Annotated in this window: 25 protein-coding genes and 2 pseudogenes; 11 read left to right on the top strand and 16 right to left on the bottom strand. The window is 67.5% G+C overall.

All coding sequences use genetic code 11. The annotated features are described in order from the left end of the window. Window positions 1-15 precede the first annotated feature (15 nt). On the bottom strand, window positions 16-714 hold the full coding sequence (locus JN531_RS08310; RefSeq protein ID WP_228348400.1) for a pirin family protein: 699 nt from the start codon (window positions 712-714) through the stop codon (window positions 16-18). Window positions 715-807: 93 nt separating this feature from the next. On the opposite strand from JN531_RS08310, the gene JN531_RS08305 reads away from it, so the two are divergent. The 5 genes from JN531_RS08305 to JN531_RS08285 are packed head-to-tail and all read left to right on the top strand — an operon-like array spanning window position 808 to window position 6151. Then, window positions 808-1704 carry a LysR family transcriptional regulator gene (locus JN531_RS08305; protein ID WP_228348399.1) on the top strand — a complete coding sequence of 299 codons (897 nt, stop codon included), beginning with the start codon at window positions 808-810 and terminating at the stop codon, window positions 1702-1704. 5 nt (window positions 1705-1709) lie between these two features. Then, window positions 1710-2435 (top strand): TerC family protein, encoded by a 726-nt coding sequence (locus JN531_RS08300; protein WP_228348398.1) that lies wholly within the window; start codon window positions 1710-1712, stop codon window positions 2433-2435. 23 nt (window positions 2436-2458) lie between these two features. Next, on the top strand, window positions 2459-4654 hold the full coding sequence (gene uvrD / locus JN531_RS08295; RefSeq protein WP_228348397.1) for a DNA helicase II: 2196 nt from the start codon (window positions 2459-2461) through the stop codon (window positions 4652-4654). Then, window positions 4651-5526 (top strand): M90 family metallopeptidase, encoded by an 876-nt coding sequence (locus JN531_RS08290; protein ID WP_228348396.1) that lies wholly within the window; start codon window positions 4651-4653, stop codon window positions 5524-5526. The genes uvrD and JN531_RS08290 overlap by 4 nt, the downstream gene beginning before the upstream one ends. Next, complete coding sequence (locus tag JN531_RS08285) at window positions 5495-6151, top strand: hypothetical protein (protein ID WP_228348395.1); 657 nt, start codon at window positions 5495-5497, stop codon at window positions 6149-6151. The genes JN531_RS08290 and JN531_RS08285 overlap by 32 nt, the downstream gene beginning before the upstream one ends. A 9-nt stretch (window positions 6152-6160) precedes the next feature. On the opposite strand, the gene JN531_RS08280 is transcribed toward JN531_RS08285, so the two are convergent. The 6 genes from JN531_RS08280 to JN531_RS08255 form a co-directional block, all read right to left on the bottom strand. After that, a complete protein-coding gene (locus tag JN531_RS08280; protein ID WP_228348394.1) occupies window positions 6161-6715 on the bottom strand; it encodes an SPOR domain-containing protein in 555 nt (184 codons plus the stop codon). Then, window positions 6716-8488, bottom strand: a complete 1773-nt coding sequence (locus tag JN531_RS08275) for an arginine--tRNA ligase (protein WP_228348393.1) — start codon at window positions 8486-8488, stop codon at window positions 6716-6718. A 64-nt stretch (window positions 8489-8552) separates the two neighbouring features. Next, complete coding sequence (locus JN531_RS08270) at window positions 8553-9746, bottom strand: heme biosynthesis HemY N-terminal domain-containing protein (RefSeq protein WP_228348392.1); 1194 nt, start codon at window positions 9744-9746, stop codon at window positions 8553-8555. Continuing rightward, window positions 9743-11587, bottom strand: coding sequence for a uroporphyrinogen-III C-methyltransferase (locus JN531_RS08265; RefSeq protein WP_228348391.1), 1845 nt, complete (start codon window positions 11585-11587; stop codon window positions 9743-9745). Before JN531_RS08265 ends, JN531_RS08270 begins: the two co-directional genes overlap by 4 nt. After that, window positions 11584-12048 carry a DUF4124 domain-containing protein gene (locus JN531_RS08260; protein ID WP_228348390.1) on the bottom strand — a complete coding sequence of 155 codons (465 nt, stop codon included), beginning with the start codon at window positions 12046-12048 and terminating at the stop codon, window positions 11584-11586. Before JN531_RS08260 ends, JN531_RS08265 begins: the two co-directional genes overlap by 4 nt. After that, window positions 12045-12455: a DUF4124 domain-containing protein gene (locus JN531_RS08255; protein ID WP_228348389.1), complete on the bottom strand. Its 411-nt coding sequence runs from the start codon at window positions 12453-12455 to the stop codon at window positions 12045-12047. The genes JN531_RS08260 and JN531_RS08255 overlap by 4 nt, the downstream gene beginning before the upstream one ends. Window positions 12456-12618: 163 nt before the next feature. Between JN531_RS08255 and JN531_RS08250 the strand changes: the two genes are divergently transcribed. Next, window positions 12619-13494, top strand: coding sequence for a hypothetical protein (locus tag JN531_RS08250; protein ID WP_239795281.1), 876 nt, complete (start codon window positions 12619-12621; stop codon window positions 13492-13494). After that, window positions 13491-13733 (top strand): CDGSH iron-sulfur domain-containing protein, encoded by a 243-nt coding sequence (locus JN531_RS17500; protein WP_436233290.1) that lies wholly within the window; start codon window positions 13491-13493, stop codon window positions 13731-13733. The genes JN531_RS08250 and JN531_RS17500 overlap by 4 nt, the downstream gene beginning before the upstream one ends. Before the next feature lie 9 nt (window positions 13734-13742). On the opposite strand, the gene JN531_RS08245 is transcribed toward JN531_RS17500, so the two are convergent. The 3 genes and pseudogenes from JN531_RS08245 to JN531_RS08235 all read right to left on the bottom strand — a co-directional run. Then, window positions 13743-14081 (bottom strand): P-II family nitrogen regulator, encoded by a 339-nt coding sequence (locus JN531_RS08245; RefSeq protein WP_228348387.1) that lies wholly within the window; start codon window positions 14079-14081, stop codon window positions 13743-13745. A gap of 117 nt (window positions 14082-14198) precedes the next feature. Then, window positions 14199-15485, bottom strand: a complete 1287-nt coding sequence (locus JN531_RS08240; RefSeq protein ID WP_366522425.1) for an ammonium transporter — start codon at window positions 15483-15485, stop codon at window positions 14199-14201. A 162-nt stretch (window positions 15486-15647) separates the two neighbouring features. Further along, window positions 15648-15890, bottom strand: a pseudogene (locus JN531_RS08235) (P-II family nitrogen regulator); the annotation flags it as partial. A gap of 88 nt (window positions 15891-15978) precedes the next feature. Here JN531_RS08235 and JN531_RS08230 point away from each other — a divergent pair. After that, window positions 15979-16953 carry an IS5 family transposase gene (locus JN531_RS08230; protein ID WP_228349980.1) on the top strand — a complete coding sequence of 325 codons (975 nt, stop codon included), beginning with the start codon at window positions 15979-15981 and terminating at the stop codon, window positions 16951-16953. Window positions 16954-17120: 167 nt separating this feature from the next. Here JN531_RS08230 and JN531_RS08225 read toward each other — a convergent pair. Further along, a pseudogene (locus JN531_RS08225) lies at window positions 17121-17222 on the bottom strand (P-II family nitrogen regulator); the annotation flags it as partial. 130 nt (window positions 17223-17352) lie between these two features. On the opposite strand from JN531_RS08225, the gene JN531_RS08220 reads away from it, so the two are divergent. Together JN531_RS08220 and JN531_RS08215 are read left to right on the top strand one after the other, a co-directional pair. After that, window positions 17353-17607, top strand: coding sequence for an accessory factor UbiK family protein (locus JN531_RS08220; protein ID WP_228348385.1), 255 nt, complete (start codon window positions 17353-17355; stop codon window positions 17605-17607). Window positions 17608-17613: 6 nt separating this feature from the next. Continuing rightward, on the top strand, window positions 17614-19116 hold the full coding sequence (locus JN531_RS08215) for a YifB family Mg chelatase-like AAA ATPase (protein WP_228348384.1): 1503 nt from the start codon (window positions 17614-17616) through the stop codon (window positions 19114-19116). Between the two features lie 54 nt (window positions 19117-19170). Here JN531_RS08215 and JN531_RS08210 read toward each other — a convergent pair whose 3' ends face one another. The 5 genes from JN531_RS08210 to JN531_RS08190 all read right to left on the bottom strand — a co-directional run bounded on the left by JN531_RS08210 (window position 19171) and on the right by JN531_RS08190 (window position 24981). Beyond that, window positions 19171-19875: a TorF family putative porin gene (locus JN531_RS08210; protein WP_228348383.1), complete on the bottom strand. Its 705-nt coding sequence runs from the start codon at window positions 19873-19875 to the stop codon at window positions 19171-19173. A 148-nt stretch (window positions 19876-20023) separates the two neighbouring features. Beyond that, window positions 20024-21082, bottom strand: coding sequence for a porin (locus tag JN531_RS08205; protein ID WP_228348382.1), 1059 nt, complete (start codon window positions 21080-21082; stop codon window positions 20024-20026). Window positions 21083-21299: 217 nt separating this feature from the next. Next, window positions 21300-21782 (bottom strand): c-type cytochrome, encoded by a 483-nt coding sequence (locus JN531_RS08200; protein WP_228348381.1) that lies wholly within the window; start codon window positions 21780-21782, stop codon window positions 21300-21302. Between the two features lie 41 nt (window positions 21783-21823). Continuing rightward, window positions 21824-23083, bottom strand: a complete 1260-nt coding sequence (locus JN531_RS08195; RefSeq protein WP_228348380.1) for a multifunctional CCA addition/repair protein — start codon at window positions 23081-23083, stop codon at window positions 21824-21826. Next, window positions 23080-24981 (bottom strand): lytic transglycosylase domain-containing protein, encoded by a 1902-nt coding sequence (locus JN531_RS08190; RefSeq protein ID WP_228348379.1) that lies wholly within the window; start codon window positions 24979-24981, stop codon window positions 23080-23082. The genes JN531_RS08195 and JN531_RS08190 overlap by 4 nt, the downstream gene beginning before the upstream one ends. Before the next feature lie 73 nt (window positions 24982-25054). Here JN531_RS08190 and JN531_RS08185 point away from each other — a divergent pair, with 73 nt between their 5' ends. Continuing rightward, entirely contained in the window at window positions 25055-25855 is an 801-nt protein-coding gene (locus JN531_RS08185; RefSeq protein ID WP_228348378.1) for a sulfite exporter TauE/SafE family protein, read from the top strand. Window positions 25856-25896 lie beyond the last annotated feature (41 nt).

The following is a 25896-nucleotide window of genomic DNA, read 5'->3' as shown; positions in this document are numbered from 1 at the left end:
CTGTGAAGGGCGAAGTCAGGCCAGATCGAACAGCAGGAGTTCGCTGTCGGTCCCGGCAACGGTTTCCAGCAGCGCCTCGCCCTTCAGGCCCAGCGCGTCGCCGCTCTGAAGGGTGTGCGTGCCGACCTGCACACGACCTCGGGCAACGTGCAGGTAGTAGGCCCGTTCCGGCGCCAGCGGCTGCCGCCAGGCACTGCCAGCAGCCGGCCAGCCGATCCACAGCCGGGCATCCTGGTGCAGCACGAACTGGGCGTTCTCGTCGGCGGGGGCTGCCACCTTTTGCCAGCCAGCGCGCACGGCGGAGGCATCCAGCGGCTGTTGCCGGTATCCGGGCGTCAGGCCGCGCGGACCCGGCACCACCCAGATCTGCAGAAAGTGCACCGGATCGACGCGGGAATCGTTCATCTCGCTGTGAGTGATGCCGCGGCCGGCGCTCATCACCTGCATCTCGCCGGGCCGCAGGACACCGGTGCCGCCCGTGGAGTCGCGGTGGCGCAACCCACCCTCCAGCACATAGGTGAGAATTTCCATGTCCTGGTGCGAATGCGGCGGAAAGCCGGCGGCCGGGTCGACCCGGTCCTCGTTGATCACCCGCAGGGCACCGAACCCCATCTCGTCGGGGTTGTAATACTGGCCGAAGGAAAAGCTGTGCCAACTGTCGAGCCAGTCCAGCTGTGCATGGCCACGACTGGCGGCGGGTCGGAACTGCATCATGGGCGCCTCCAAAGACAGGACATCCGCAAGCCTAGACCCCTGCAGTCATTCATGAAATCGGAATGTTTTGCCAATTTAAGTCAAAATAAATGAATGAAATTGGACCTCGACGCCCTGCGCACCCTGGATGCCATCGAAACCCATGGCAGCTTCGCCCGCGCAGCTGCAGCGCTGCACCGGGTGCCGTCGGCGGTGACCTACACCGTGCGCAAGCTGGAGCAACAACTGGATGTCACCCTGTTTGATCGCAGCGGTCATCGCGCCGTGCTCACCGCCACCGGGCACCTGCTGCTGCAACAGGGCCGGGAGCTGCTGCTGCAGGCGGAAAACCTGGAGGAACGGGTCCGCCGCAGCGGTCAGGGCTGGGAAACCCGGCTGGTGATCGCGGTCGACGAGATCCTGCCGCTGGAGCGCCTGTTCCCGCTCATCCTCCGCTTCGACGCGCTGCGCAGCGGCACCCAACTGCAGCTCACCCAGGAAATCTTCGGCGGCACCTGGGACGCCCTGATCGATCACCGCGCCGACCTGGTGGTGGGCGCCGCCGGCGATCCGCCGGCCGGCTACGGCTTCGGCTCGCGGCAGCTGCTGGAGGTGCCGTTCGTCTTCGCGATGACACCCGACCACCCGCTGGCCTCGCTGCCGGAGCCCCTGCCGGTGTCGCAGATTGCCCGCTATCGGGCGGTGGTGGCGGCAGATTCCTCACGGCGTCTGCCCGCCCGCAGCGGCGGCTTCCAGGCCGGCCAGCCGGTGCTGGTGGTCCCCGGTGTTGCCGCCAAACTGGCGGCGCAGGTGTCAGGCTTGGGGGTCGGCTTTCTCCCTGCATTCCTGGCGCAGCCGAGTGTCGAGGCCGGGACGCTGGTGACCCGCGAGGTCGAGACACCGCGCCCGCCGGCGCAGCTCAATCTGGCCTGGCGCAGCGGCGAAAACGGACGTGCCTTAAGCTGGTTCCGCGGCGAAGTGCTCCGCCACGCCCCCCAGCTGACACCCTGACGCCCATGGACATCCTGCTCGATCCCAACATCTGGTTCGCCTTCCTGACCCTGGCCGCACTGGAAATCGTGCTCGGCATCGACAACGTCATCTTCCTGTCGATCATGGCCAACAAATTGCCGGAAGCGCAGCGCGCTCGCGCCCGCCAGATCGGTCTCGCCGGCGCCGCGCTGACCCGCATCGGCCTGCTGTTCTCACTCGCCTGGATTACCCGCCTGACGTCACCGCTGTTCACGATCTTTGGCGAGGCCATTTCCGGCCGGGACATCGTCCTACTCGGCGGCGGCCTGTTCCTGCTGACGAAAGCCACGATGGAGATCCATCACCAAGTGCAGGAGCAGGGACAACACCTGAACGAGGGTGTCGGCACCCGCGCGGTGGCCGCCAACTTCCTGTCGGTGATCGTGCAGATCATGGTGCTCGACATCGTGTTCTCGCTCGATTCGGTGATCACTGCCGTCGGCATGACCGATCAGCTCGGCGTGATGGTGGCAGCCATCCTCGCCGCCGTGGCGGTGATGATCCTGTTCGCCGGACCGGTCTCGCGTTTCGTCGAACACCATCCCACCATCAAGGTGCTGGCGCTGTCATTCCTGATGCTGATCGGCATGGCGCTGATCGGCGAAGGACTCGACATGCATGTGCCCAAGGGCTACATCTATTTCGCCATGGCGTTCTCGACGCTGGTGGAAATCGTCAACCTGCGGGTGCGGCGCAACCGGGCGGCCTAGTGGCGACCGGTAGAATCCCCCGCATGGACCTGACCGACGCCCGCCAGCAGCTCACCGCCGACCTCAATGACGCCCAGGCCCAGGCGGTTGCCGCACCGCCGGCCCACCGGTTGGTGCTGGCCGGCGCCGGCTCCGGCAAAACCCGGGTCCTCACCCATCGGGTGGCCTGGCTGGTGGCGATCGAGGGCGTGTCGCCACAGTCGATCCTTGCCGTCACCTTCACCAACAAGGCGGCGGCGGAGATGCGCGGACGCATCGAACAGCTGATCCGGGTACCGGTGCGGGCAATGTGGGTGGGCACGTTCCACGGCATCGCCCACCGCATGTTGCGGCTTCACTGGAAGGACGCCCGGCTGCCGCAGAATTTTCAGATTCTTGATGCCGACGACCAGCAGCGCATGGTGAAGCGCCTGCTCCGACAGCTGGACCTGCCGGAGGACCGCTGGCCGCCGCGCACCGTCACCGGCTGGATCAACGGCCGCAAGGAAGAGGGGCTGCGACCGCGCGATCTCGCCGACACCGGCGACTTCGTGCAACGCACCTACCTGCGCGTCTACGAGGCCTACCAGAGCCAGTGCGAACAGGCCGGGCTGGTGGATTTTGCCGAGCTCCTGCTGCGCGCTTTCGAGCTCTGTCGGGACGTGCCCGACATCCAGGCCCACTACCGCAGCCGCTTCCGCCATGTGCTGGTCGACGAGTTCCAGGACACCAACAGCCTGCAGTACAACTGGCTGCGGCTGCTCGCCGGGACCCACGGCGTGGTGTTCGCGGTCGGTGACGACGATCAGTCGATCTACAGCTGGCGCGGCGCCCGGGTCGAGCACATGATGCGCCTGACCACCGATTTCCCCGGCTGTGAAGTCATCCGGCTGGAGCAGAACTACCGCTCCACCGGCACCATCCTGCGTGCCGCCAACGGGCTGATCGCCCGCAACCTCGGCCGGCTCGGCAAGGAGCTGTGGACCGACGGCAACGAGGGCCCGCCCATCCAGTTGTATGCCGCCTTCAACGAGTACGACGAGGCGGAGTTCGTGGTCAACCGCATTCGCGACCACCTCGACGGTCGCTGCCGCTACAGCGACCTCGCCATCCTCTACCGCACCAGCGCCCAGTCGCGGGTGATCGAGGAAATGCTGATCCGTGCCCGCCTGCCCTACCGCATCTATGGCGGACTGCGCTTTTTCGAGCGCGCCGAGATCCGTGATGCGATGGCCTGGCTGAGGCTGCTGCACAACCGCAAAGACGATGGCAGCTTTGAACGCTGTGTCGGCACCCCGCCGCGCGGCATCGGCGCCACCTCGCTGGCACGACTGCGCGAGGTTGCGCAGGCGCAGTCAATCTCACTGTGGCAAGCGGCCAGCGAGGCGACACCCGCCTCATTGGGCCGCACCGCCAAAGCCATGCAGGAGTTCGTCAGTACCGTCGACCTGCTGACCCGCGACACCCGTGACCTGCCGCTGGGCGACGTCACCGAACGCGTACTGGAGCGTTCCGGGCTGCGCGCCCACTACGAAAAGGAAAAAGGCGAGGTGGCCGAGGCCCGTCTGGAGAACCTCGACGAGCTGATCAACGCCACTCGCAGTTTCGAGCCCGACCCCGAAGACAGTGCCGACATCGACCCGCTCACCGCGTTCCTGACGCACGCCGCGCTGGAAGCCGGCGAAGGCCAGTCCGGCCCCGGCGAGGACTGCGTGCAACTGATGACCCTGCACGCCGCCAAGGGCCTGGAGTTCCCGGTGGTGTTTCTGGTGGGGGTCGAGCAGGGCCTGTTTCCCAGCCAGCGCACGGTGGACGAGGGTAATCTCGAAGAGGAACGTCGGCTCTGCTACGTCGGCATTACCCGCGCCCGCCAGCAGTTGTATCTCACCCATGCGGAGGCCCGGCGCATCCACGGCATTCCGCAGACCAGCCCCCCCTCGCAGTTCATTCGCGAACTGCCGGCGGACTGCCTGGTGGAGACGCGACCACGCGCCGGCCTGCTGCGCCCCACCGGGGGCAGCGGGCCGCGCCCGGACCTGTTGCGCGGCAACGGCGCCGCGGTGGCACCCCCGCCCGACCACGGACTGGCGGTCGGCATGCGCGTTCGCCACAGCAAGTTCGGGGAGGGCACCGTGCTCAACTTTGATGGCACCGGCGCCGGCGCGCGGGTCGAGGTCCGTTTCCGCCAGGCCGGCCAGAAGTGGCTGATGCTGGCCTACGCCCGGCTCGACCCGGCATGAACGGCGACGTCAGCGAGTACGGGCTGTGGATTGCGCTGGCGGCAATGGCGCTGATCCTCGGGCCGCTGTTCGCGCTGCGGCGCAGTCTCGGCCCCGACGGGCCACCGCCAAAGCCGGACAACTGGCGCCAGCGACTCGACGCGCTGCCCCACGCCGCCCTGCTGGACGATGCGCAGCGCGCCCACTGGCACGCCTTGGTGGAAGCCTTCTGGAATCGTGTGCGTTTCATCGGCTGCAACGGCTTCTGGGTCGACGCACAGGTGCGCCTGACGGTCGCGGGCTATGCCTGCCTGCTGTACCTGCCCGGCGCGGCCCCGCCCTATCCCCGCCTGAAAAACGTGCTGGTCTACCCCGAACCGTTCCTGGTCCCGCAGACCGACCCCGATGAATACGGCCTGGTGTCCGACCAACCGGTCGAGCACATCGGCGAAAGCTGGGATGCGGAGCGGGTGATCCTGTCGTGGGCCGACGTCGAGGCGGCACTGGCGGGCGACCCGGTCAACGTGGTGGTGCACGAGTTTGCCCACCAGCTTGACGATGAATCCACCGATGCCAGCGGCGCCCCGCCGTGGCGCGACCGGGCCCGCTGGGCCGCGGTGATGCAGACCGAATTCGACCGGCTTCGGCGCCATCGGCGTCCGCGTGTGCTCGACCCCTATGGCGCCGAATCCCCGGAAGAGTTCTTCGGCGTGGTGATGGAGGCCTATTTCCAGCAAGGCGCCGCCTTGCGGCAGCATCATGCCGACCTGTATACGCTGTTGCACGACACCTTCGGGCTGGACACTGCGGCGCTGGACTGGCCGCCTGCCGGCCCAGATGACCCGCTTGAGGAGCTTCCTGATGCCGACCCTGTGCCCCCGCCTGCTGCCTAGCCTGGCCCTGGCCGTCACGCTGCCTGCCCATGCATTGGACTGGAGCGTCGACCTGTTCGCCACCCCGGTGGCCGAGGTCAAGGCCGACAACCGTGCCACTGGCGTCGAATCTGAATCCGACGACCCCGATGGTTTCGGCGCCCGCGTGGTGCTGTGGCCGGGACGCGGTCCGCTGTTCTACGCCGCCGAGTGGTCGCGGCTGAAAGGTGACCGCAACGACGGCAACCTGGAGCAGGCCCGGCTCGGCATCGGGGTGGTCAATGCCACCGCCTTCTATACCCGCTTCGAGCTGATCCACACCGAAGCTGGCGCCAGCCTCGGCAGCAGCAGCAGCGACGCCAGCACGCTTGGTGCGGGGCTGCATGCCGGACTGGCCGGCGCCCTCAGCGACTGGCTGCTGGCGTCTGCGGAAGTGGGCTATGTCGACCTCGACCTGATCGACGACGACGACGCCCTGCACCCCGGCCAGGGCCTCCAGGCCACCGTGCGCGGCGAGGTCCCATTGTCCACCGCGGTGCAACTGTTCTCGGAATTACGCTACCAGCAGCCGCGGGACGACGAAGACGGCCGCAACCTGCGCTATGAGATCGGCGAGTGGCGCCTGGGCGTGCGGCTCAACTTCTGAGTCACGGGTTCAGCGGACCTTCACCACCAGCGACTCGATCCCGTTCTGGTCGAGCTGCGACACCATCTGCTGTGCGGCGTCCAGCCCGGTCACCGGACCCAGCCGCACCCGGTAGTAGGTTTCCCGGCCGTCGATGGTGACGGTCTCCACGCGTGCCTCCAGCCCCAGCAACGCCAATGAGGCCTTCTGGCGGTCGGCGTCCTGCGGGTTGCGATAAGACGCCACCTGGATCAGGTACTGCGCCGGTGCCGCCGGGGCCTGAGATTCCGGTACGGCGCCATCGGGCACCACCACTTCCTGGTTGGGGAGCAGCTCATAAAAGGTGAAGGCCCGCGGCGCGGGCTTGTCGGGCGTCACCGAAGGTTTCACCGTTGCGCTTGGCGCAGGCGACTCACGGCGATTCGGCATCGGTTCGGGCGGCCGCTTGATGTAGACCATCGCCGCCACCGCCAGCCCCACCGAGAGCCCCAACAGGCCCCAGATCCAGCCGGGCACACCGCCACCCGATTTCTTGCGGACCGGCGGCCGGCGGGGGGCGGAACGGGGGGCGTAATCGCGTGCCATCTACATCTGCTCCGGGGCGTGAACGCCCAGCAATGAAAGTCCGCTGGCGAGCACGCTGCGGGTGGCCTCGCAGAGGGCGAGGCGGGCGGCCTGCAGCGGCGCATCCTCCACTAGAAACTTGTGGGCGTTGTAATAGCTGTGGAAGGCCTCGGCCAGTTCGTCCTTGAGATAGAACGCCATCCGATGCGGCGCATGGTCGGCCGCCGCCGACTGCACCACCTCCGGGTAGCGGGCCAGCGCGGTCAGCAGGCGCTTCTCATGCTCGGTATCGAGCCGCGCCAGCGCTTGCAAGCCGTCTTCGCGCCGGTAGCAGCCGCCCTGCTCGGCCAGCTGCCGGAACACGCTGCACAGCCGCGCGTGGGCGTACTGCACGTAGTAGACCGGATTGTCGTTACTGCGCGACCGCGCCAGATCCAGGTCGAACTCGAGGTGCTGCTCCTGCGAGCGCATCAGATAGAAGAACCGGGTGGCATCGGCACCCACCTCATCGATCAGGTCCTGCAGGGTGACGAAATTGCCGCTGCGCTTGCCCATGCGGCCGGACGACAACGTGACGAACTGGATCAACTGCACATTGAGCGCGTCCCGACGGCCGGTCAATGCCTCGATGGCGGCCTGCACCCGCGCGATATAGCCGTGGTGGTCGGCACCCCACACATCCATCAGCAGCGGCCAGCCGCGGTCGAGCTTGTCGACGTGATAGGCGAGATCGTTGCAGTAGTAGGTGGCGGCGCCATCGGCCTTCACCAGCACCCGGTCCTTCTCGTCGCCGAAGGCCTCGGTCTTCATCCACAGGGCGCCGTCGCGCTCGTAGGTCAGGCCTTGATCCGCCAGCCGCGTCAGCGCGGTCTGCACGGCACCGCGTGCCACCAGCTCGGCCTCGCTGGTCCAGTGGTCGTAGCGCACCGAAAAGGCCTCGAGGGTGGCTCGGATGGTCGCCAGCTGATCACTGAGCGCGGCCTGCTTGATGCGGTCGTAGTCCGCGCCGAGCCCGGTGCGGGCAAGCGCAATCCAGCGATCGAGATGGGCCTCCTGCGCCAGCTTGATGCGGCCCTTCTCGGCATCGTCGGCATCGTCGGCGGCCTCGGGCTCGGGTGGCAGGGCATCCATGCCGTCGCAGCGCCAGGCCTGGTCGCCGACCTCGGCGAACAAGCGGTCCGCGGTGGTGCGGATGTAGTCGGCCGGATAGCCCCGCCGCGGGAAATCGACTGCCACGCCACAGCGTTGCAGGTAGCGCAACCAGACACTGACCGCCAGCACATCGGTCTGGCGTCCGGCATCGTTGATGTAGTACTCGCGAAGCACCGTCCAACCGGCGGCTTCCAGCAGGTTGCAGACCGAATCGCCATAGGCGGCACCCCGTCCATGGCCGACATGCATCGGGCCGGTCGGGTTGGCCGACACGAACTCCACCATGATCCGCCCGCGGTTGCCGCTGCGATCGACCCCGAAGTCAGCGCCGGCCGCCAGTACTTCGGCGACGATCGACTGAAATGCCGTATCCGCCAGAAAGAAGTTGATGAATCCGGGGCCTGCCACCTCGACCCGGGCGACCTGGGGCGATGCCGGCAGTGCCGCCACCAACCGCTCGGCGACCTGCCGCGGCGACTGACGCAGCGGCTTCGCCAACTGCAGGGCCAGATTGGTCTGGAAGTCGCCGAAGCGGGCATCGCGAGTGGCGTCCAGCTGCAGCTCGGGCGTGACGTCTGCGGCCGCGTCGGCCAGGACCACGCGCAGGGCGGTGGAGAGCAAATCGGTGAGGTGGGCTTTCATCGCGCGGGCGGGAGGTCCAAAGCGCGGGATTGTACCGCGCACGCCCGGCGGCCCGTTGTCGGTATCAGTCGCCAGTGCGCATGTTGGCGGCCCGGGTCAGACCTTCACGATAATGTCGCTGTGCGTCCTCGGGCCGTTGGGTGCGCTCGGCCAGTTGCGCCAACAGCAGGTAGACCGCAGGAACCGGGTGCAGCCGCAACGCTGCCTCCAGGTAGCTGCTGGCCTTGCCCCACAGATGGTTGCGCATGCAGGCGCGACCGCAGGCCAGCAGCAAGGCGGTCTGCTCGCCATGCTGCTGCAGCCATTGCTCGAGCGTTGCCAGCTGGCTCACCGGGTCCAGCGAGTCGAGCCCGCCGAACAGACGCACCAGAGGTTCGTCCCACCCGTGCTTGAGGGCGCGACCGATCACCGCCGCCGCATCGGCTTCGGCGCCCAGTTGCACCAGGCCCTCGGCATAGGCCCGCTGCGCCGCCGGCAACGCTTGTACCGACGCGCCGGCCGACGCCCAGGTCGCCTTGAGCTGGTCCAGTTGTCCGGCACCGGCCGCCACCCGCAGTAGCGTTCCCAGTGCCTGCGCCTGCCAGGCCTGGCGCTGAGCCTCCGGCACCGCTTCCCCCTGCGACTGCAGCAGGTTCAGCAGCACCGACGACTCGCCGGCAGCCGCCAGCGCACGTGCATAGAGCCGCACGGCATGCGGATGGCGCGGATGGCGTTGGTGGAAATGGCGCGCCGTTTCCAGCGCCGCCTGCCCCTGACCCGCAGCGCGCTGCAGGCTGGCCTGCACCGACAGCACGGCGGGGCTGTCCGGCCCCTGTGCCTGGGCGGCCAGCGCCAGATAGTGGTCGCGGCGCTCACCCGCCCGCAGCTGGTGTGCGGCCTGCGCGGCAGCCAGGTAGTTGATGTCGGCCGCCGGATGGTCCGCGACGCGTCGCAGCAGTTCGATTTCGGCACGGCGAAAGTCACCGGCTGCGAGGTGCCGCAGGCCGGCAATCAGCGTGTCCTGAGCCCGCTGGCGGCGACGGTGGGCAAGGTAGGCCTGCATCCGCCCGGGCAGGCCGACCGCGCCCGACAACAGCCGCCACCCGAGATACAGGCCGACCACCGACACCAGCACCAGCAGGACGAATCCCGGCAGCGAGGTCTCGACTGTCCAGTCCTGCCAGGCGAACAGCACATAGCCGCTCTCACTGCGGAAGGTGTACGCGGCTGCACCGCCGAGGGTGAGTGCCAGCAGCGCCAGCAGCAGAAGCACGATCATCGCGGTGCCGGCTCCAGCTGGGCGCGCAGGCGCTGCAGGCTGCCGGCGATATCCGGCGGCGACACCGACAGCGGGACGTCTTGCAGGTCGCGGAGGCCGGCGTCGAGCGCCCGCACCGCCGGTTGATCCAGCGCGAAGTACTGTGCCAGCCAACCGCGCGCGGCCGACAACAGGGCGGCGAAGCTCTCGCCGTCGCCCTGCAGGAAGGCACCGCGGGCATTCTCCAGCTGCAACCGCAGCAGGCCGTAGATCAGGGCTTCTTCCTCCACCGGCAGCAGCCGCGCCGCCTGGCCCGGGTCCTTGCGTACCACGAAAAGCTGGCCGGCAATGGCCTGAAGGCGACCCCAGCTGCGCTGGTACCACGGGGCATCCGCCGCGACCGGCGGCTGAGCCTCGGCCGCAGGCGGTGTTGGCTCGAAGGCGCTCGGTACCCGCGCTTTCAACGGCAGGGACGGCACCTGCTGGATCCAGCCCGCCAGTTGCAGGGCGATACCGGCACGATCCGGCACCGGCAACGCAGCCAGCGCCGCGCGCTCGGCCGCGATCGCCTCCCGCACGCCGAACAGGCGCGGGTCCGACAGCCGCGCCAGTCGCGCATCGGCCAGCGCCAGCGCGGTCTCGGCCGACGGTACGTCGTGCGCCAGCTTCAGACGGTCGTTGGCGATCAGCAGCAAGTGCTCAATGGCCGCCAGTTGCGCTCGCTCCTGGCCGCCGGACACCTGCTCGTGCAGGGCGCCCAGGGTCTCGTCATAGCGCCCCAGCCGCTCATCAAAAAGCGCCAACTGCTCCGCACCGCGGCGGCTACTGCGGGCCAGATCGGCCTGATCGTCGGCCACCGCCTCCAGCCGGTCGCGGGCCGCCGCGAGATCGACCCGCAACGCCTCGACCCGGGCCTGTTGCTGCTGCAGACGCTGGTAGCCCCAGCCGCCGGCCACCAGCAACAGCGCCAGCAACAACAAGGCCAGCGCTGCCCACCCCAGGCCACCACGTCGGCGGCCGGCGGCGGGCTTCGCCGACGTCGCTGCGGGCGTGGCAGCAGCAGGCGCATCGGGTGGGGGGGCAGCTTCGGCGTCGGACGCTGGGTCGGTCATGGCATCGGCAGTGTGGTTCAGGGCGCGCAGCGCGGCAACGAGATCCTCGTCACCGGGGCCGGCCGTCAGCACCGGCTCGCGCGGGTACCCGAGTGTACGGGCATGGCGGGCCAGCCGGGGGCTGATCACCACCCAGTCCGGCTCGTAGGCCGCCTCGGGCTGCAGCGCCTGGAACTGGTCCATCGCGCTGGCGCTGGTGAAATGGATCGCGGTGGCGCCGGTCAGGGCCGCCGCCAGTGTTTCGGCGTCCGGCTGCAAGGGCAGCCGGCGGTAGACACTCAGGGGATGTACTGTGGCGCCGCGCGCCTGCAGGGTTTCGGCGAGCAGACCGCGGCCGCCTTCGCCGCCCGCAATGACAATGGTGGTGCCGGCGACTTCGCCCAGCTGCGGATCGGCCAGCAGATCCTCGCTACGGCTGCCGGCGGCCGGGACCCAGGCGCGCAGGCCGAGCTCGGCAAGACGGGCCGCGGTGGCGGGGCCGATGGCGGCGATACGGGGTGCCACCCGCGCCGGCGTTCGGCCGCCAAGGGCCACCACGGCGTTGATGCTGGTGAAAATCCACAGGTCGGCATGCGCCAGTGCCTCCAGCGCCGCCAGGCAGTCGTCGGCGGTCAGCGGATGCTCGATGTCCACCAGCGGCAGCAACCGCACGCCAGCGCCCGCATCGCGCAGCCGCTGCGCCAGCGCAGCAGCCTGTGCCGGGGGGCGGGTCACCACCACTTGCTGGCCACTCAATCCTGTGTCGCTCATGGGGCTTCCTGCGCCGCACGCTGCGCGGCGTCAAAGGCGCGTCGGGCGGCATCCGGCGCGCACAGCCGGCGGACTTCCGCATCGGTCTCGATGCGCATCAGCCGCAGTTGCTGGTCGGTATAGGGGTACTCCTCGCCCTGCGGCGTAATGCCAAACAGCTCGACGGCGCCCAGCAGCGTCTGCTGGCGTGCCTGCGCACGCTCGCAATCGCGGGCGAACAGCGCCACCCACGCCGCGGGAACCGGCCCGCTGTAGCCGGGGTCCGCGGCCACCTTGCGGGCGTCGATCCACTCCCGGGTCAGACGGGTGCCGCGCACCAGCGACTGATCGTCGTAGTGAACCCTGCCGTTGCCATCGACCCATTTGTAGACACTGCCGGCGGCCGGAACCGGGCCCGGCAGCGCGCTCATCAGCAGCAGAATCAGCCCGGCACCTCGGCGGGCGGCCGTCGCTGCGGTCATTCCGGTCCCTCATCGGCCGCAGGAATGCCGTTGCAGGCCTGATTGGCTTCCAGCTCGGCACGTGCGATCAACTGCTCGCGCTGATCGCCGGAATATTCGCGTTGCTGGCCCAGGGCATCGGTTTCGATCACCCGTTCGGCAGCCAGATAGGTGGTCAGCCGGGTCCTGGCGCGCGCGCACTCACCCCCATCAGCTTGGCGCTCGGCTTCGGGGGTTGCGTCCTTCGGCACCGCCGCGGTGGTGGTGACCGGCGGCGGATTGACCCGCTCGGCTGCGCTCGGTGCACTCGCGGGATCACCAAAATGCACGCGACCCTGGGCGTCGACCCAGCGATAGACGGAGGTCTCCGCCAGCGCCAGCATCGGCACCGCCAGTGCAAGCCACAACAGGGGCTGGAGTTTGTGCATTGGGGTTCGGGGTTGCGGTTTGCCACAGCATAGTCGCACCGGCCGTGAAACCAAACCATGATCGCCGCCTCGGCGCCAGGACCGGCGCACCGGTGATCGCCATCCTCACGCCGGCCGCGCCTGCGCGTGCGCCGGCCGGGGGTCGCTAGAATGCGGTATGCGCATGACCCGTGGCCTCACCTTTCTGCTGCTGTTACTGGCTGCTGCCGCCCTGTCCGCCGGCTGGCTGCAGCAGCGCGCTCGCACCTCGGTGGCGACGCTGATCACTGAACTGCGTCCCCATCTGCTGCTGCGCTATGACCAGCTCATCGCCTGGCCGCCGGGCGGCGTCCGGTTGCGCGGCGTCACACTGGAACCGGTTGGCGCCTGGCGAACACGGCTTGCACTGCCGGTCGGATTCCGGCTCGAGGCCGAGGAGCTGATGCTGCTGCCGTTGCCGGGCGCAGACACCGGGCCGGTCGAGCTGCAGCTCCAGCTGCGCGGTCTGTCGGCCACGGTCCCGCGTGAACATCCGCACTACGCGCTCCTCGCGGACAGCGGCCACGACCGCTTCACCGGCACGCTCACGGCCCAACTGCAGTGGCAACCGGATCGTCGGCAGTTCGTGCTGGATGGCGACTTGCAGAGCCCGGGCGCGGGTCGCCTCGACATGGCGGTGGAGCTGATCGCCGGACCCCGGTTCCCGGCGCCGGTCATGGACGGCACCACCCTGCAACAGCTGGCCCTGACCTGGCGCGACCACGGGTTGTTGCGGGACGTGAAACAGACGCTGGCCCTGCGCCAGCAGGCGCCGCTGCGTCGATGGGAGCTGGAGATGCTGCGCAAACTCGACGGCACCGCCCGCGAACAGGCCTGGGCCTGGCAACCCGAGGACGCAGCAGCCCTGCGCGGGTTCATTCGCGAGCCGGACGCGCTGTCGATCACGCTGATGCCGATCAACCCGGTGCGTCTCGACAACCTGACGCTCTATGCCCCTGGCGACTACTGGAGCCTTCTCGGAGCGCAATTGACGACGCCTCCACCGACAGGTCTTCCGTGACAGTCGGGCCACGACCACGCACCCTGGTGCCCGGCGATTATCTGTGGTGTGGCTGTGGTCGCTCCGGCGCCGGCGCGCTGTGTGACGGTCGGGATGCCGGCAACAGCTGTCGGCAACAGCGGCGGTTTACCGTCACGCCGCGAAGTGGCACGGTCTGGCTATGTGAGTGTGGGCGCACCGGAACGCCACCCTGGTGTGACGGACGCCACAACCATCCGCCAAACGATTCCGCCGCCTGAGCGGGGCGGTCAGACCGCTTCCAGCCCCGATTCGCCGGTACGGATCCGCACGGTCTGTTCGAGGTCGTGGACGAAAATCTTGCCGTCACCGATCTGGCCGGTCTTGGCGGCCTTGCTGATGGCCTCCACCGCACGGTCGACCATGTCCGGCCCCAACACGATTTCGAGCTTGATCTTGGGCAGCAGGTCGACCACGTACTCGGCGCCGCGATAGAGCTCGGTATGGCCCTTCTGGCGTCCGAAGCCGCGGACCTCGGTCACCGTCATGCCCTGCACCCCGATGTCCGCGAGCGCTTCGCGCACCGCATCGAGTTTGAACGGCTTGATGATGGCGATCAGCATTTTCATGAAGGGTCTCCGCAGAAGTCTGGCGGAGTGTAACCCACCCACAAAAAAGGGCGAGCCCGAAGGCTCGCCCCAATCCACCCACCGGAGGAGACCGGTGGCAAGATCCAGCGGTACGACTTACTTGCTGGTGAACTCCGGGTAGGCCTCAAGGCCGCATTCGGAGATGTCGGTACCCATCGCTTCTTCCTCTTCGGAGACGCGCAGGCCCATGACCAGCTTGATGACCAGCCAGACGATGGCCGAGGTCACCGCAACCCAGAGGAAGATCGCCGCGATGCCGAGCAGCTGCGCCGTGAGGGTGGCGTCGCTGTTGGACAGCACCACCGCCAGCAGGCCCCAGATGCCGACCACGCCGTGCACCGAGATGGCACCGACCGGATCGTCGATCTTCATCTTGTCCAGGCCGAGGATCGAGAGCACCACGATGATGCCGCCGATGCCACCGATCAGCGTGGCCAGCCCGGGGGTCGGCGTCAGCGGTTCAGCGGTGATCGACACCAGCCCGGCCAGTGCGCCGTTGAGCAGCATGGTGAGGTCGGCTTTCTTGAAGAGGATCTTCGAGAACATCATGGCGGCGATGGCACCACCGGCAGCCGCCATGTTGGTGTTGACGAACACCAGGGCGACAGCGTTGGCTTCACCGACGTTGGAGATCTTCAGCTCGGAACCGCCGTTGAACCCGAACCAGCCGAACCACAGCAGCAGGGTACCGAGGGCAGCCAGCGGCAGGTTGGCGCCCGGAATCGGGTGCACCTTGCCGTCGGCGCCGTACTTGCCCTTGCGCGCGCCGACCAGCAGTACGCCGACCAGGGCAGCCGTGGCACCGGCCATGTGCACCACGCCGGAACCGGCGAAGTCGAGGAAGCCCGCTTCGTTGAGCCAGCCACCGCCCCACTTCCAGAAGCCCTGCACCGGATAGATGAAGGCGGTCATGAAGATGGCGAAGGTGAAGAAGGACATCAGCTTCATGCGCTCGGCAACGGCGCCGGAGACGATGGACATGGCGGTTGCCACGAACACCACCTGGAAGAAGAAGTCCGACAGACCGGAGTAGTACGGCGCACCGTCACCACCGGCAAGCACCGCCGCGGTTTCGTTGTCCGAAGCCCCCAGCAGACTGCCGAAGCCGGGGAAGTACGGCGACATCGCCGCATCACCCGGGTACATGATCCCGTAGCCACAGATCATGTACATGATGCTGGCAATGGCGAACAGGCCGATGTTCTTGGTGAGAATCTCGGCCGTGTTCTTCGACCGCACCAGGCCGGACTCCAGCATCGCGAAGCCAGCGGCCATCAACATCACCATGGCACCGCAGATCAGGAAGTAAAAGGTGTCGAGCGCGTAGGCCACTTCGGCCGGGCTCACCACTTCCACCACCACCTCTTCAACCGCTTCTTCCATCACTTCGACAGGCGCGGCGTCGGCTTCGACCGCCATCACCTCGTCCATCATTTCCATCGCCTCTTCAGGCGGCGCTGCGTCTTGCGCCGAGGCGGTGGTGAGGCCGAAGCTGGCGGCCAACATCAACGCATAAAAAGCATTGCGGATCATCTCGATAGCTCCTTAAAGGGCGTCTTTGCCGGTTTCACCGGTGCGGATGCGGATGGCCTGGTCCAGGGCGAACACGAAAATCTTGCCGTCACCGATCTTGCCGGTGTGAGCGGCCTTGGTGATGGCATCGATGGCGGTGTCGCACTTGTCGTCATCGACGGCGACCTCGATCTTCACCTTGGGCAGAAAATCCACCACGTATTCGGCACCCCGATACAGCTCGGTGTGCCCTTTCTGCCGCCCAAACCCCTTAAGGAAACACTGATCAAGTCCCCTCAAACGCTTTTTGCGATTGACTGGACATGAGAAAATATTGCTGACGAATTCCACGGGGATGAGGGTGATGAAGCAGCGCAGCTTTGCTGATGCCGAATATGCCGCCAAGCCACGTCAGACGCGGCAGGATCGGTTTTTATCGAAGATTGATGCCGCAACGCCCTGGCCTGCACTGCTTGCGGTCATCGATCCCTTCTACCCGAAGGCGGGCAATGGTCGACCTCCCCTAGGCTGTGAACGCATGCTGCGGATGTACGTTGCCCAGCAATGTCTTGGTTTCTCCGACGAGGGGATCGAGGATGCGATTTACGACTCTGGCGCAATTCGCCGGTTTGTCGGCATTGATCTGGGACGGGAGTCGTCCCCGGATGCCACCACGGTGCTGAAGTTCCGGCGGCTATTGGAAACCCACGGGCTGACGAAGCTGATCTTCGAGACCATCAAGGGACACCTGGCCGAACAGGGACTGCTGATGCGGGAAGGCACCATTGTCGATGCCACCCTGATTGCTGCTTCGCCTTCGACAAAGAACAAAGCAGGCGAGCGAGATCCTGAGATGCATCAATCGAAGAAGGGCAACCAGTGGCACTTCGGCATGAAGGCCCATATCGGCGTAGATGCCGCCTCGGGACTGGTGCACAGCCTCATTGGCACGGCGGGTAACGTGGCTGACATCACCCAAGCCCATGCCCTGCTGCATGGCGAAGAGCGACACGCCCATGGTGATGCGGGCTATCAGGGTGTGGAGAAGCGGGAAGAGTGCAACCCCGAACACACCGTCGCCTGGCAGATCGCGATGCGACCGGGCAAGCGACGCAAACTCCCTGACACCGAAGGCGGACGGCTGCTTCAGCAAACCGAACAACTGAAATCCAGCCTGCGTGCCAAGGTCGAGCACCCATTTCACATCATCAAGAACCTGTTCAGGCATCGGAAGGCTCGCTATCGGGGCTTGTTCAAGAACACCGCCCAGCTTTACAGCCTGTTCGGGCTGGCCAATCTGCTGATTGCCGCCCGACGAATCCCCGAGCCCAGCAGATGAATTGCGTCTGCAGCAAGCAGAATCAGTGGGCAAATATGCGAAAGAGCCCGAATATCGGGAAGAACTGAGCGATTCTCATGCCAAACGTGCTGAAAACCGCAAAGTCAGCCGACTCTTGGCGCCCAAGTGCGGAGCGGCGCAAAATTCAGACACTTGATCAGTGTTTCCTTAACTTCCGTCACCGTGATACCGGCCACCCCGATATCCGAGAGCGCTTCACGCACCTCGTCGAGCTTGAACGGCTTGATGATGGCTGCGATCAATTTCATCGAATCACTCCTAGTAGCGATGTAGTCGGTTGTCCGGACAGCCTGTTACCCGGACGCCGACACCGGGAAAGCAGGGACCGTGCCAACGGTGACCACAGCAGGGTCTGACTGGCGCAGGTACACTGGCGCCATGCTCGACCCTCGTGCCCTCGATGCCCTCACGGAACGCCTCACCAGCGTGCTGCCGCCCGGGCTCAGCGCCTTGCGACACGAGCTGCAGGACAACTTCCGCACCGTGCTGCGGGCTCACCTCGAGAAGCTCGACCTGGTGTCGCGCGAGCGTTTCGACGTACAGGCCGACCTGTTGCAGCGCACCCAATCCCGTCTGAAAGCCCTAGAGGCGCGCATGGAAGCGCTGGAGCGCGAGCGCGACCGGGCCCCCTGAGCGGCCGTGGCCCTTGCCACGGTCCTGGCGCGCGCCCAGAACGGGCTGTCCGCCGATCTCGTCAGTGTTGAGGTTCACCTCGCCAACGGCCTGCCAGCGCTGAATATCGTCGGCCTGCCCGAGGCCGCGGTGCGCGAAGCCAAGGACCGGGTCCGTGCCGCCATCGTCAACAGCGGCTACCACTTCCCACAGCGGCGCATCACCATCAACCTGGCCCCGGCCGACCTGCCCAAGCATGGTGGCCGTTTCGATCTGGCCATCGCCCTTGGCATTCTGTTGGCCCAGGGCGACCTGCCAGCCGGCAGCCTTGATGGCGTCGAGGTGCTGGGCGAACTGTCGCTATCGGGCGCACTACGGCCGGTCACCGGTGCCCTGCCCGCGGCACTGCAGGCGGCCGCCAGCCAGCACCGCCTGCTGCTGCCGGCGGCCAACGCCGCCGAAGCCCAGCGCTGCCCCGACGCCGACATTCTGCCGGCGCACCATTTGGGGGCAGTCTGCGGCGCGCTTCACGGCGAAGGTCTCAAACCGGCACCGACGCCGCCGCCCGAATGCCCCGATATGGTGCACCCCGATCTGCGGGAGGTCCGCGGCCAGGCCCAGGCCAAACGCGCACTCGAGATCGTCGCCGCTGGCGGCCACTCGCTGCTGATGGTGGGGCCGCCGGGCGCTGGCAAGTCGATGCTCGCCAGCCGTCTTCCGGGGCTGTTGCCGCCCCTGGACACCCCCGCAGCGCTGGAAGTGGCGGCCATCGCCTCGATCAGCCACGAGGGATTCAATCCCGAGCGATGGCGGCAGCGGCCGTTCCGCGCGCCCCACCACTCGGCGTCGGGCATGGCCCTGGTCGGCGGCGGCGGCCAGCCGCGGCCGGGGGAGATCACCCTCGCCCATCGTGGCGTTCTATTTCTTGATGAGCTGCCGGAGTTTCCGCGTGCAGTGCTTGACCTGCTGCGGCAGCCGCTGGAAACCGGCGAGGTGCATGTGGCGCGGGTGGCGCGGCAGGTCACCTTCCCCGCCCGCTTCCAGCTGGTGGCGGCGATGAACCCCTGCCCCTGTGGCTATCTCGGCGATCGCGGCCGCGACTGCCGCTGCACGCCCGATGCGGTCCGCCGCTATCGCGCCCGGCTGTCCGGCCCGCTGCTGGACCGCATCGACCTGCAACTGTTCGTGCCCCGCGCCGAGCGCGCGGCGGTGCTCGATACTGCCCCGCCCAGCGGCCCCGGATCGGCGGCGATCCGCCGGCGGGTGACCGCCGCCCTGGCCCGCCAGATGGCCCGCCAGGGACGGCCCAATGCCGACCTGTCGGCCGCCGCGGTGGCGGCGCTGCCAGTGAGCGATGCCGCCCGCACCCTGTTGGTGCAGGCAATGGACCGCCTGCAGTTGTCGGCCCGCGGCGCCCACCGGGCGCTCAAGGTGGCGCAGACCGTGGCCGATCTCGTCGAAGCGCCCCGCATCGAGCCCCCGATGATGGCCGAAGCCCTGGGCTACCGTGCGCTGGACAGCGACGCCTGACGGCCAGGCAAAAAAAGAGCCGCCCGAAGGCGGCTCTTTTCACCACGGTGCTGCTTAGAACGAGTAACCACCGCTGATGACCGGCTTGATGTCGTCATCGTCGATGTCGGTGGCCACCAGGGCCAGACCGAAGGACAGACCCGATTCAGACTCGGCGGAGAGGCCGATGCTGTAGTCGAGATACTCTTCCATGACGCCGGTGATTCCTGCGACGATGATTTCGTTGGCATCGCCTCCGTTGTACTGAACTGAAGCATCGAAGCTCAGCATTTCGGAAACCGGGGCCGAAAAGCCCAGGCTGAAACCGTACGCGGACTCATCGATCCCGAAGTAGGTATCCGGAGCAATGTAGGTCCCGAGTGACACAGGCCCCATCGACACGCTGCCGTAGAACTCGATGGTGTTGTTCGACGTCGGCGGTGAACCGGGTTCATCTTCTTCCGGGTACCAGTAATAAATCGCACCGAGATCGTAGCCAACACCGCCGGCTTCGCCGCCGAAACCAGCATAGAAGTCGACCTCTGCCGAGGAGCCGCTTGCCGATGCAAACCCGATGTTAGAAGCCCAGGTACCAGCGTAGAAACCGGATTCGGAGGCGTAGTCGATACCACCGGAAACAGCCGCTCCCGGGCCCTGTTCCAAGCCGCGGAACAAGTACTGGCTCGCAACCCCCACATTGACCGAAACCTCGGCCAGCGCCGCCCCCGAAACCGTTGCCGACCCCAGAGCTGCAGCAACCGCCAAACGCTTGAAGTTCATCAAAGACTCTCCTGATTCGTCCGAGTAGATGCCGTACACGATGATGTGTGCGGTTCCCCCATCGTTAAAGCAACCCCCGTGCCAACCGTGGCCGGAGACTTGTTATCGGGGGCGGCTCTCACCCCGCCCCCAACTCCGCATGACCCGCCTAGAACGTGCCGCTGTGCGCCAGGCTGAAGCCAAAATTGATCCCCGCCACGTAGTCGGCCGAACTCACCCCGGCATCGCGGTCGGTGTGGCGGGCGGCCAGATAGACCTCCAGCGACGAGAAAAGCTCGTGGAAAACGCCGAGTGACAGGCTGTCGCCTTCAAACGGGGTGCCCTCGGTATTGCCGTAGGAGGCCGCCACGGTGGTCTGCGGCAGCACCTTCAGCCAACCGGCACCGAAGTAGTAGTCGCGATCAAGCCCGCCGTTCTTCAGGTCGATCGGCTCCCAGGAGGCACTCACGCCCCAGGTCTCGGCCTTGTAGCCGCCATAGAAGCGCAGCGCCTCGGCCGGCACCGGCAGGCCGGCGTTGAAGTTGGCATTGGGGTTGTTGGCCAGCGTCGACTCGAGATTGAGGTACTGCACGCCGGCGGTGATGGCGTCGTGGTTCCATTCCGCGCCCAGACCGAAATCGTGGTCCTCGTTGTCACCTGCGTTTTCAGAGATGAACACCGCCGCATTAAGCGTCACCCCGTGCAGCGTCGGCGACACATAGGCGATCTGGTTGTTGATGAAGCCGTTGCCGACGGTGTCGGAGGTCAGCGCCGACAGACCGTAGTTGGGGCCCAGCACCGGCGCGGGTGCATCGGCAAACCCGGCACCGGAGATGGTGCCGATACCGGTGTTGAAGAACGGGTCAAGCTTCTCGCCCGAGACCTTGTAGGCGGTCGGCGCCCGGCCGTAAATGACCGTGCCGTAGGGTGATCCCACCTGCAGGTACGACTGCCGCACGCTGTCCAGCTGCGTGACGCTGTCGTCATTGGCCAGCGTCCGCTCATAGACCACGGTCGCGCTGTAGTCGCCTTCGCTGACCTGCAGCGAGACGCCGGCGTGGGCATTGGTCCCGGCGAGGTCGGTGTCGGCTGGCGTGCCTTCGGCATCGCTGTGAACCAGGGCGTAGCGGAAATCCCCGTAAATCCGTGCTTCACCGTCGGCGGCGATGGCCGGTGCGGCGAGCACCGCGGCAGCGGCCGCGATGACCCATTTACCTGCATGCTGCATGGTTTGCTCCTAGCGTGAATATGATGACAATCCCTGCTGCGGGCGTCGGCGCACTCTATTGGTGCACTTGGCCCACCACCCCTGAATCACCGAAGTGAACCCGACCGGGCGCGCCGCGTCAATCTGTGCCGCGCAGAAGCCTAGCGATTCCATATGACAGGCGAAAAAAAACCGCCGACCCTGGGGTCGGCGGTTTTGCGGTCCGGCGATTGCGATATCAGAGTGTGATGCCCGACTTCTCGATCATCACCTTGACCGCCGCGCCAATTTCATCTTCGGTCAAATCCGGGTCACCACCCTTGGCCGGCATTTGCCGGATGCCTTCGACCGAATGCTTCACCAGGGTGTCGTAACCCTGGCCGAGCCGGGCCTGCCAATCCGCCTTGTCGCCGATCTTCGGCGCCTGCAACACGCCGGCCTGATGGCAGGCGGCGCAAACTTGCGCGACCACCTGGTCACCGCTCAGGGGCTCGCGTTTGGCGGTATTGGACACCTTGACCAGCATCGCAGGGTCGGTCACCACCATGCCGGGCGGCGCGGTGCGGGCATCGACCTGCGCCAGGGCCGCGGCGTCGTCACGAACGTCGGCGCCGCCGAGCAGTGACGCGGCGATGATGCAGATGGCGAAGATGGCACCCAGGCCAGCCATCACCTTACCGAAATTGATCACGAATTCCTGATCGTGGTTTTTGTGTTCCACGGGCGCGCTCCAGCCACTTGAGATCTGAGGGAGGGCGGAGTTTACCCGAGCCCGCGCGCGGCGTCCCCCTGTCCGGCTTCCCGCCACTCGCGCAGGGCCTCGACCCGGGCCGCTGCCAACGCCGCCCCCAGCGCGGCGCCCTCGACGCCATCGCCCATCAGCTCTCGTGCCTGCACCGCCCCGGCCACTGTCGCCGCCGCCTGCAGATAGGCCACCTGCGGGTATTCACAGTCTTCCAGCCCCAGCCGCCCGCGCGCATCGCAGTAGCTCGCCTGGCAGATCGCGGCGAACACCGGGCTCGCCCGCAACGCCTGCAGGCGCTCCAGCAGCGCCAGCAGCGTCGTCGGACGCAGTTGCCGAACCTGGTGGATCAGCAGGTGCTCGCGGGTGTGGATCAAGGCCACTTCGCGACAACGGTTGGGGACCCGCAGGCGGTCGCAGAAGGCCGTAACCAGCGGCACACCGCGCGCCTCATGCCCCGGATGCCGTGGCAACACCGCGGGCGGCGTCAGCGCCTTGCCGAAATCGTGCGTCAGTGCGCTGATGCGCACGGGCAGCGGGTAGTCCTGGCGTGCAGCGTGGTCGATACACATCAGGGTGTGGAGCCCGGTGTCGATCTCAGGGTGATACTCCGCCCGCTGCGGGACCCCGAACAGCGCCGCCAGCTCGGGGAACCAGCTGTCGAGCGCGCCCAGGCTGCGCAGGGTCTCGAAGTACACGCTGGGACGCGGGCTCTCCATCAGCGCCCGTGCCGTCTCCTGCCAGACCCGCTCGGCTGACAGTTCGGCGAGCTCGCCACGCGCCGCCATCTGCCGGCACAGGGTCGCCGTCTCCGGTGCCAGCGTGAATCCGAGATCGGCAAAGCGTGCGGCGAACCGCGCCAGTCGCAGCACTCGCAAGGGATCTTCGGCGAATGCCGCCGACACATGGCGGAACACCCGCGCCTCGAGATCACGCTGGCCGCCATACGGGTCGATCAACTGCCCGTCCTCATCCTCGGCGATGGCATTGATGGTGAGATCGCGACGCGCCAGATCCATCTCCAGGGTCACCTCCGGATCGGCATGCACCACGAACCCGCGATGCCCGGCGCCCGCCTTGCGCTCGGTCCGGGCAAGCGCGTGTTCGTCGCCGGTCTGCGGGTGCAGGAACACCGGGAAGTCACGCCCCACCTGGCGATAGCCCAGCGCCCGCAGCGCCTCGGGGGTGGCGCCGACCACCACCCAGTCGATCTCGGTCGGCGTGCGTCCGAGCAGGCGGTCGCGCACCGCGCCGCCGACCTGGTAGCGGCGAAGGGTCATGGCGCCGGCTGTACCACCGGCCGCAGGTACGTCGCCGGCTGCTGCGGCTCACCGCTGGCCAGCCAGCCGAAGACCGCCTGATGCCACAACAGCTTGCCGATGTATTCACGGGTTTCGTTGTAGGGGATGTTCTCCATCCACACGTCTGGGACCATCGGCTGCTCCGGGAGCCACCGCGCCACCGCGTTGGGGCCCGCGTTGTAGGCGCCCATGGCCGGCAACCACTGGCCGTCGAAGCGGTCCCGCATCTCCATGAGGTAGCGCGCACCCAGCGGGATGTTGACGGTGGGGTCAAACAGGTCGTCGCGGTCCGGCCGGGGCAGGTCGTGGCGCCGCGCCACACTGCGGGCCGTTGGCAGCAGCAGCTGCATCAGCCCGAACGCATTGGCGCGGGATACCGCCTGACGCTCGAACAGGCTTTCCTGCCGAATCACGGCATAGAGCAAGGCCGGCGCGACCCCGGTTTCGGCGGCGGCCTTCATCACCCCGGCGTCATAGGGACGCGGATACAGCCGGACGAAGTCATCGAAGATCTGGGATTGGCTTGCAGCCGCGACCCCGTGCAACCACCAGCCCTGGGCAAACGCGAACCGTGACACCTGGTTGGCAAACGCTGCATCACGCCCGGCCATGAAGGCGAACCACTCCAGGTTGAACCAGTCGCGGATGCCGAGTGCATGGAGTTCCTGCATCCGCCGGATGGCCGGGTGCTTCTCGAGATCAGCCTGCACCGCGGGGTCGGCCGGGGGCCCGGGCGCCGGCCGCGGGACCACCGCCTCACCAAGACGCCAGGCCGCCAGCAGGGCGTAGACGTTGTTGGCAGACCGAAGTGCCTCGAAACCGGCCTTGGCCGCCGCCACATCGCCCACCGCCTGCCGTGCCCGCGCCCGCCAGTAGCGCCACCGGGCTTCTTCGGCCATGGCCGGCGGCAGCATGCCCAGCCAGGCATCCGCCTGCTGCCAGTCCCCCGCCCACAGGGCAGCGCGAATCCGCCAGGCATGGGTCAGGTCATCCGCGGCGCCCCCCTTGCGGAAATACGTCAGCGCGGTCGGCAGCCGCGACCACGACTGCCGCAGCCCCAGTCCACTCCAGACGGCCGCCCGTGCATCCGCCGGCAGGCCCGGGAGCGCGGCGATCCGGGGGGCCAGGCGCGCTGCACCTTCGGGGTCGGCACGGGTGAGCGCACGCCACCCGACCATGATGTCCTCAACCGGTAACGGTTTCGGCGGCGCTGCCAGCAGCGCCGGCAGCGCCGTGCCGGGATCACTGCGCAGCTGCAAGGACCGTGTCGGATGGGCGCGCTGGTCCTCCGGCAGCAGTCGGAGCAGGTACCGGGCCAACCCCCATTCGCTGGCCTCCACCGCCAGGTCAAAACGCTCGCGGACCAGGGCGGCCGGTCGGTGCCCGCTATCGCGCAACCACTCGAATGGCCGGGTGCAGGCCTCGGGCAGCGACTGCCCGGTGCGAAACACCGCCTGGATATCGCGCACCAGCGCCGCATCGCGCTGTCCGCTCGCCAGACGCGCCTGCAGGTGGGCACAGCGCAGGTCAGGCAACTCCGGCGGCTGCGGCATGACCGCCAGCAACACGGGCCACGCTTGCCGGCGCGCGAGACTGCGCCACCACTCGCGTTCCAGATCCCGCCGCCAGGGGTGGTCAGGATGTGCCTCGCGGAACGCCGGCCAGGCGGCATCGGCCTCGGGCCGATCACGGGCAATCAGCCGTTGCACCACCGTACCCTCCAGATAGGGCAGCAGCGGATAGCCCCGCAGCAGCGGCGGCACCACCAACAGCTGGTCGTCACGTACCGCCGCCAGCGCCGATTCGAACGCCGCCTGCTGCGCCGTAGGCTCGGCTGCCGGCACCGCTACGCTCAAGGCCAGAAGAACCCCACCCAAGCCGAACCGCACCCCACTCAACATCGCACACCTGTCTGATTGGCTACCATGCGGCCCATTCTAGGGAGTCGCGATGACGGACTGGCTGATTTTTGCTGCCACTGGTGCCTTCGCCGGCCTGCTGGCCGGCCTTTTCGGCGTCGGCGGCGGCCTGATCATGGTGCCGATCCTGGCGCTGCTGCTGCCCCACCTCGGGGTCGCCGAGGCGGTCACCATGCAGGTCGCCATCGGCACCTCACTGGCGGTGATCAGCTTCACCAGCCTGTCCTCGGCCGCTGCCCATCAGCGCCGTGGTGGCGTCGATGGCCCCGTCCTGCTGCGGCTAACGCCGGGCCTGCTGCTCGGCGCCTGGATCGGCGCCGAGGTTGCCGATCATCTCAGCGGGGCGCTGCTGCGCAACATCGTCGGCACCGGCGCGCTGCTGGTCGCTGCGCAGATGGCCGTGGGCCGGCAACCGACGACGCATCATGACGCCGCCCGCCCGGGCCCGGGCACCCCGGAATTGTTCGGCGCCGGCACCGTGATCGGCGCCGCCGCCGCCCTGATCGGCATCGGTGGCGGCTCCCTCAGCGTGCCCTACCTGAGTCTGCGCGGCCTGACCATTCACCGCGCGGTAGGCACGGCAGCGGCCGCCGGCATCCCGATCGCCTGGGGCGGCGCGTTCGGCTTCATCTGGAACGGGTGGTCGGTGCCCGGCATCCCATCGCCGTCGCTCGGCTACGTGCTGCTGCCGGCACTGGTGGGGATCGGCCTGTTCAGCATCGCCACCGCCCCGCTGGGCGCCCGGCTGGCCCATGCGGCACGGCCGGAAACCCTCAAGCGAGCCTTCGCCCTACTCCTTTTGGTCATTGGGTTGCACCTGCTGCTCACGTAGAATCCGCGACTCGCAGCGCGAAACCGCGTCACCACCGAAGG

It is taken from the genome of Flagellatimonas centrodinii (genome assembly GCF_016918765.2).
In the GTDB taxonomy this organism is placed as follows: Bacteria; Pseudomonadota; Gammaproteobacteria; order Nevskiales; family Nevskiaceae; genus Polycyclovorans; species Polycyclovorans centrodinii.
This window is presented reverse-complemented; position numbering and strand designations above follow the sequence as displayed.

Excerpts from the sequence above, each read along its gene's own strand:
- JN531_RS08250 (WP_239795281.1), top strand. The coding sequence starts at position 12,619 with ATGACCCGTGGCCTCACCTTTCTGCTGCTGTTACTGGCTGCTGCCGCC.
- JN531_RS08270 (WP_228348392.1), bottom strand. The coding sequence starts at position 9,746 with ATGATCGTGCTTCTGCTGCTGGCGCTGCTGGCACTCACCCTCGGCGGT.
- JN531_RS08255 (WP_228348389.1), bottom strand. The coding sequence starts at position 12,455 with ATGCACAAACTCCAGCCCCTGTTGTGGCTTGCACTGGCGGTGCCGATG.
- JN531_RS08230 (WP_228349980.1), top strand. The coding sequence starts at position 15,979 with ATGAAGCAGCGCAGCTTTGCTGATGCCGAATATGCCGCCAAGCCACGT.
- JN531_RS08275 (WP_228348393.1), bottom strand. The coding sequence starts at position 8,488 with ATGAAAGCCCACCTCACCGATTTGCTCTCCACCGCCCTGCGCGTGGTC.
- JN531_RS08280 (WP_228348394.1), bottom strand. The coding sequence starts at position 6,715 with ATGGCACGCGATTACGCCCCCCGTTCCGCCCCCCGCCGGCCGCCGGTC.
- JN531_RS08205 (WP_228348382.1), bottom strand. The coding sequence starts at position 21,082 with ATGCAGCATGCAGGTAAATGGGTCATCGCGGCCGCTGCCGCGGTGCTC.
- JN531_RS08290 (WP_228348396.1), top strand. The coding sequence starts at position 4,651 with ATGAACGGCGACGTCAGCGAGTACGGGCTGTGGATTGCGCTGGCGGCA.
- JN531_RS08195 (WP_228348380.1), bottom strand. The coding sequence starts at position 23,083 with ATGACCCTTCGCCGCTACCAGGTCGGCGGCGCGGTGCGCGACCGCCTG.
- JN531_RS08300 (WP_228348398.1), top strand. The coding sequence starts at position 1,710 with ATGGACATCCTGCTCGATCCCAACATCTGGTTCGCCTTCCTGACCCTG.
- JN531_RS08310 (WP_228348400.1), bottom strand. The coding sequence starts at position 714 with ATGATGCAGTTCCGACCCGCCGCCAGTCGTGGCCATGCACAGCTGGAC.
- JN531_RS08185 (WP_228348378.1), top strand. The coding sequence starts at position 25,055 with ATGACGGACTGGCTGATTTTTGCTGCCACTGGTGCCTTCGCCGGCCTG.
- JN531_RS08285 (WP_228348395.1), top strand. The coding sequence starts at position 5,495 with ATGCCGACCCTGTGCCCCCGCCTGCTGCCTAGCCTGGCCCTGGCCGTC.
- JN531_RS08240 (WP_366522425.1), bottom strand. The coding sequence starts at position 15,485 with ATGGAAGAAGCGGTTGAAGAGGTGGTGGTGGAAGTGGTGAGCCCGGCC.
- uvrD (WP_228348397.1), top strand. The coding sequence starts at position 2,459 with ATGGACCTGACCGACGCCCGCCAGCAGCTCACCGCCGACCTCAATGAC.
- JN531_RS08210 (WP_228348383.1), bottom strand. The coding sequence starts at position 19,875 with ATGAACTTCAAGCGTTTGGCGGTTGCTGCAGCTCTGGGGTCGGCAACG.
- JN531_RS08305 (WP_228348399.1), top strand. The coding sequence starts at position 808 with ATGAAATTGGACCTCGACGCCCTGCGCACCCTGGATGCCATCGAAACC.
- JN531_RS08265 (WP_228348391.1), bottom strand. The coding sequence starts at position 11,587 with ATGAGCGACACAGGATTGAGTGGCCAGCAAGTGGTGGTGACCCGCCCC.
- JN531_RS08245 (WP_228348387.1), bottom strand. The coding sequence starts at position 14,081 with ATGAAAATGCTGATCGCCATCATCAAGCCGTTCAAACTCGATGCGGTG.
- JN531_RS08220 (WP_228348385.1), top strand. The coding sequence starts at position 17,353 with ATGCTCGACCCTCGTGCCCTCGATGCCCTCACGGAACGCCTCACCAGC.
- JN531_RS08260 (WP_228348390.1), bottom strand. The coding sequence starts at position 12,048 with ATGACCGCAGCGACGGCCGCCCGCCGAGGTGCCGGGCTGATTCTGCTG.